6 protein-coding genes are annotated in these 5,267 nt (G+C 73.6%); 1 reads left to right on the top strand and 5 read right to left on the bottom strand.

The window, feature by feature from the left end:
* Positions 1-179 precede the first annotated feature (179 nt).
* The 5 genes from VNT50_RS06635 to VNT50_RS06615 all read right to left on the bottom strand — a co-directional run bounded on the left by VNT50_RS06635 (position 180) and on the right by VNT50_RS06615 (position 3,961).
* The gene (locus VNT50_RS06635; RefSeq protein WP_325484316.1) at positions 180-776 is read right to left on the bottom strand and encodes a GNAT family N-acetyltransferase; all 597 of its coding nucleotides are present in this window, start codon (positions 774-776) and stop codon (positions 180-182) included.
* 63 nt (positions 777-839) lie between these two features.
* Positions 840-1,997, bottom strand: coding sequence for a sulfate/molybdate ABC transporter ATP-binding protein (locus tag VNT50_RS06630; RefSeq protein ID WP_325484315.1), 1,158 nt, complete (start codon positions 1,995-1,997; stop codon positions 840-842).
* Positions 1,973-2,779, bottom strand: a complete 807-nt coding sequence (locus VNT50_RS06625; protein ID WP_325484314.1) for an ABC transporter permease — start codon at positions 2,777-2,779, stop codon at positions 1,973-1,975. Before VNT50_RS06625 ends, VNT50_RS06630 begins: the two co-directional genes overlap by 25 nt.
* Positions 2,776-3,567, bottom strand: a complete 792-nt coding sequence (gene modA, locus VNT50_RS06620; protein ID WP_325484313.1) for a molybdate ABC transporter substrate-binding protein — start codon at positions 3,565-3,567, stop codon at positions 2,776-2,778. The genes VNT50_RS06625 and modA overlap by 4 nt, the downstream gene beginning before the upstream one ends.
* A gap of 1 nt (position 3,568) precedes the next feature.
* Complete coding sequence (locus VNT50_RS06615; protein ID WP_325484312.1) at positions 3,569-3,961, bottom strand: TOBE domain-containing protein; 393 nt, start codon at positions 3,959-3,961, stop codon at positions 3,569-3,571.
* A 114-nt stretch (positions 3,962-4,075) separates the two neighbouring features.
* On the opposite strand from VNT50_RS06615, the gene VNT50_RS06610 reads away from it, so the two are divergent.
* Complete coding sequence (locus VNT50_RS06610; protein ID WP_325484311.1) at positions 4,076-5,176, top strand: ThiF family adenylyltransferase; 1,101 nt, start codon at positions 4,076-4,078, stop codon at positions 5,174-5,176.
* Positions 5,177-5,267 lie beyond the last annotated feature (91 nt).

The following is a 5,267-nucleotide window of genomic DNA, read 5'->3' as shown; positions in this document are numbered from 1 at the left end:
GACCTGCCACTTCGAGGGGCCCCGCTTCGATGGGGTGGCACGTGTGGTCGGTTAGCAGTGAGTGTTGCGGCGCTACTTGCCACTTCGAGCTCGCCCGGCTTCGACGAAGTGGCACGTGTGGTCGGTTCACGGAGCGTGAAGCGACACGAACTGCCCCCGCACCCGCGGCGCGCCGCCTCTCAGCGAAGTCTGCGGCCGAACGCGCGGGTGCCGGGTTCCGAAGGAAGCGCGGTGAACCCGACTCGTGGGTAGAAGAGGATCGCACCCTCGTTCTCCGAGGCGGCGACGAGGTGGATCCCCGGGACGCCCTGCGCCTCCAGCGCGGCCACGAGTGTGTCGATCAGCCGACGCCCGAAGCCCTGCCCCTGTAGCTCCGGCAGCAGATCGATGTGCAGGTGGGCCGGATACTCCTCCGCGTGCACCGCGCGGCCGGGTCCCCGGGCGGCGGCGTACTCGATCGTCCCCCGCTCCCGCTCGCCCGCACCCTCGAGCGGGTAACGGCCCGCCAACGACGGCCACCACGACGTCGCGAACCAGCGCTCGAACGCCTCGGTGTCGGGGGCGCCGACGATGTAGCCGGCGATGCGACCGTCGTCGGTCTCGACGACGAAGGCGAAATCCGGATGCCGCGCTACGTAGGGGAGCACGAACACGTCCGCCCAGAGCGCGTCGTCGCGGAAGAGTCCCGTCGCGTCCCCGCCCGCGTCGGCGGTCTTGACGCAGATTTCGGCGAGCGCGGGCTCATCGCCGGGGCAGAACGGCCGGATGTCGGTCACCGCACGACACTACCCGGTGGGGGTCTGCCGGCCATCCGCTCGGGCTCAGCCTGCTCAGCCTGCTCAGCCACCCGGCTGCAGGCGCACCACGCTCGGCGCCACGCGCAGCCGCACGGGCGCGCCCGCCGTGAGGTGGAGCTCGGCGACCGCGGCGGTCGGCACATCGACCGCGACCGCGGGCTGCGACGTGTGCACCCGGACGCCGGCGGGGGTCTGCTCGAGCCGCGCGACGCGCGACAACCAGGTGTTCGCCTCGACCTCACCGCCCAGCGCCCGCATCGCGCCCGTCCACGTCGGCTCGACGGGTCGCTCCAGCCGGACGGCGTCCGGGCGGAACACCGCCACGAGCGGCGCCCCCTCGTCGGTCGCCGTTGCGGCATCCTGCCCCTCGATGACGACGTCCGGGCACGTCTGCCCACCCCGCCACCGCCCCGCGTGCGCGACGCCCTCGATGCGGTTGACCCCGGCGATCGCGGCCGCGAAACGCGTCGCGGGGGCCGCGAGCACGTCGCGCACGTCGCCCTCCTGGGAGACGCGTCCCTCTTCCACCAGGATGAGCCGCGAGGCGACCGCCACCGCATCCACGGCGTCGTGGGTCACGAAGACCGCGCTGGCATGGGCGGCGGCGAGCTGCGCTTGCAGCATCCCCCGGATCTCTCCCGCGGTCTCGGGATCGAGCGATGTGAGCGGCTCATCGAGAAGGAGAAGGCGGGGGGATGCCGCGAGCGCGCGGGCGACCGCGACGCGCTGCTGCTGGCCGCCCGACAGCTCGGACGGTCTGTGGTCGCCCAGCCCGGGAAGACCCACGTGCCAGAGCCACTCGCCGGCATCGGCGCGCGCTTGCGCGCGCGGCACCCCGCGCGCCCTCGGCCCGAACGCCACGTTCTCGCAGACGCTGAGATGCGGGAACAGGCGCGGCTCTTGCCCGAGCAGGGCCACCCCCCGCGTTTCGGGGCGCGTGTGCAGCGCGGGCCGCGCGGTCGCGACATCCTGCTCGCCGATGCGCACGCGCCCCGCCTTGAGCCGAACGAGCCCCGCGATCGCCTCGAGCAGCGTCGATTTTCCGGCACCGCTCGGCCCCATCACGGCGACGACCTCGCCCGGGGCAACATCGAGCGCAACATCGAGCCGGAACCCCCCGCGGCGCTCGATCACGACCTCGGCCTCCAGCGCTGCCCCGATGCCCGTGCGGGCGTTCATCGCGGTGTCCCCGGGCGCCATCCGCGCACCAGCAGCAGCACGAGCAGCGCGGTCACGAGCAGCAGCAGCGACAGGGCGACCGCGGCGCCCTGTCCGACGCCGGCCCCGTTGAAGGCCGTGTAGATCGCGAGGGGCATGGTCTGGGTGACCCCGGGCGCGTTCCCGGCGAAGAGCGCCGTGGCCCCGAATTCCCCGATCGCTCGCGCGAAGCACAGCACCACGCCCGCGACGAGCCCGGGGGCGGCGAGCGGCAGGGTCACGCGGCGGAGGATCGTCCACCGTCCGGCGCCGAGCGTGGCAGCGGCGCGCTCGTAGCCCACCCCGGAGGTGCGGAGCGAGCCCTCGAGGGCGAGCACGAGGAACGGCAGGGCGACGAACGCCTGGGCGATCACGACGGCCGCCGTCGTGAAGGGAACGCGCACGCCCCACCACTCCTCCATGGCGACCCCGAGCGGGCCGCTGCGGCCGAACAGGAACAGCAGCGCGACGCCGCCGACCATGGGCGGGAGCACGAGCGGCACCGTGACGAGCACCCTCAGCACGGCCGACATGCGTGGGCCGGAGCGCGCGATCACGAGAGCGAGCGGAACCCCCAGGATCACGCAGATGAGAGTCGCGACGAGTCCGGTGCGCAGCGACAGGAAGAGGGCATCGAGCGCCGCGGACGACGTGATGTCGGCCCACAGCGTGCTCCACTCGGCGCGCGCCACGAGGGCCGCGAGGGGCACGACGAGCAGCGCAAGGCCCAGCAGCGCGGGAACCGCGAGGACGGGGGGCAGGAAGCCCCGCTCCTGCCGGCTCACGGCGCGCCGAAGCCGTACGACGCGAGGATGCCCTGGCCGCGCTCACCGGTCACGAACGCGGCGAAGGCGGCCGCGGCGGTGGGGTTCGCCGATGCCGCGAGGGTCGCGATGGGGTAGCTGTTCACGATCGCGTCGGCGCCTTCGGGCACGATGGAATCGACATCCGCCCGGTCCGCGACATCCGTGCGGTAGACGAGGCCGGCGTCGGCGTCGGTCGAGGCCACCTTCGTCAGCACGGCGGTCACGTTCTGCTCGAGACTCGCGGGGGTGAGCGCCACTCCGGCAGCATCGAGCAGCTTCTGCGAGGCCGACCCGCACGGCACCTCCGGCGCGCACAAGACGACCGTCAGCGCCGGGTCGGCGAGGTCGGACAGTTCTTCGATGCCGGCGGGGTTTCCCCGGGGCGTCGCGATGACGAGCGTGTTCGTGGCGAAGATCTCGGGCGAGCCGTCGACGAGTTCGGCGACCTTCTCCATGTTGGCCTCGTCGGCCGTCGCGAAGACATCCGCGCGCGCCCCCTCGAGCAGCTGGGCGGCGAGCGTGCTCGAGCCGTCGTAGACGATCGGCAGGATGTCGACCCCCGGGTTGTCGGCCTCGAATTCGGTGGCGAGCTCGTCGAAGGCGGCGCCGAGCGACGCGGCGGCGTAGATCGTCAGCTCGCCGGAGAGCGCGGGTTCGGTCGGGGCCTCGGTCGGCGCGGTGCCCGCACCCGTCGCGCAGGCGCTGAGCAGGGTGAGGGACGCCACCAGCGCCAGCGCCAGCGGGGTTCGGGCGGTGCGACGGGTCACCTCAGCCTCTCGGGGTCTCGACGATGACACTCGTCGCCTTGATGACCGCGACCGCGAGCGCACCGACGTCGAGCCCGAGCTCGGTGACGGCCTCTGCCGACATGAGCGACACGACGCGATGCGGTCCCGCCTGGATGTCGACCTGCGCCATCACGCCGTCCACCTGCACCCGCGTCACGAGGCCCACGAACCGGTTGCGGGCGCTCGAGAGCACGTCGGTCGGATCCGACGTCGACCGGGCGAGCTCGACGGCCCGCGCGGCGAGCGCATCACCGGGAATCTCGGCGGGGGCGGCACCTGTCGTCGGGAGCAGCCCCTGGTCGACCCAGCGACGCACGGTGTCATCGCTCACCCCGAGCAGCCGCGCCGCGTCTGCCACCTTGAATGTCTCCACGGGATGACGCTATCACCGCGAATGCGGTCGTACGAGGGTGAGAACTCCGCTCGCGCGGAACTCGTGCCGCCGCGCATCGGATCGGTGGCCGCCGTCCGCGGCTAGCCTGGAATCATGCCACTGCCACCCCTCGTCGAGCCGGTCGCCGCGCTCAGCCACGCCGAGAGAGCGCGCACCGCGCGCCACACGAGCCTGGCCGCGTTCGGCGACCTCGGACAGCGCCGGCTCGCCGCCGCACACGTCGCCGTCGTCGGGGCGGGCGGGCTCGGCTCCCCGGTGGTGCTGGCCCTCGCCGCGGCCGGGGTGGGCACGATAACCGTGATCGACGACGATACGGTCGAGGCATCCAACCTGCAGCGCCAGGTGATGCACCGGCTTTCGGATGTCGGCGCTCCCAAGGTCGCCAGCGCGACCCGGGTCGCCGCCGACCTGGCCCCCGAGACCCGCATCGCGGCGGTCTCCTCCCGCCTGGACTCCGGCAACGCCGCCGCCCTGCTCCGGGGCGCCGACGTCGTCGTCGACGGCACCGACACCTTCGAGACACGCGAAGCCGTCGCCGCGGCGTGCGAAGAGCTCGGCACTCCTCTCGTGTGGGGCACCGTGCAGGCCTTCGACGCGCAGGTGACGGTCTTCTGGTCGGACCCGCCCCCTGGTGCACCCGCCGTGCGCCTGGCCGACCTCTATCCGCACGGCAGCGCGGGCGATGTGCCCACGTGCGCCGAGGTCGGCGTGCTCGGCGCCCTGTGCCTGCAGATCGGCGCCCTCATGGCCACCGAGGCGATCAAGCTCCTGACCGGGATCGGCGAGCCTCTGCTCGGCCGGGTGCTGGTGATCGACGCCCTCCGCTCCCGGCAGAGCGAGGTTCCGCTCCGCGGCAGCGGGATTCGCGCCGCCGCGCGCCCTGCGGCTCCCGCGGTGTCGTCGGTTTCGGTTGCGCACGTGGTCGAAGCGCTCGCGTCGGATCGCCCGCCCGTGCTCCTGGACGTCCGCGAGCCCGCTGAGGTCGCCGCCGGAGCGATCCCGGGCGTCATCCCCGTGCCGCTGGCCGCCGTGCTGGCCGACCCGGCCGCCGCCGTCCCCCCCGCGGCCGGACGCTCGGCAGACGGGCCCATCGTGGTGGTGTGCGAAGTCGGCGCGCGCGCGCGTCGCGCGGCCGAAGCCCTCGTCGCCGCCGGCGTCCCCGCGACGGTTCTGGCCGGCGGCCTGGTCGCCTAGCGAGCGTTCTCCGCCCCGCCGGACCAGCCCGCGCGGCGCTCGCTTGCGGATCACCCCGCATGAGCGAGCTCCTCACGGTCGAAGAGCATCT

Origin of the sequence: Microbacterium sp. (genome assembly GCF_035554235.1) — a bacterium.
GTDB lineage: Bacteria > Actinomycetota > Actinomycetes > Actinomycetales > Microbacteriaceae > Microbacterium.
The sequence above is the reverse complement of the archived record's forward strand: the minus strand, read 5'-3'. Positions and strand labels throughout refer to the sequence as shown.

Excerpts from the sequence above, each read along its gene's own strand:
- VNT50_RS06630 (WP_325484315.1), bottom strand. The coding sequence starts at position 1,997 with ATGGCGCCCGGGGACACCGCGATGAACGCCCGCACGGGCATCGGGGCA.
- VNT50_RS06610 (WP_325484311.1), top strand. The coding sequence starts at position 4,076 with ATGCCACTGCCACCCCTCGTCGAGCCGGTCGCCGCGCTCAGCCACGCC.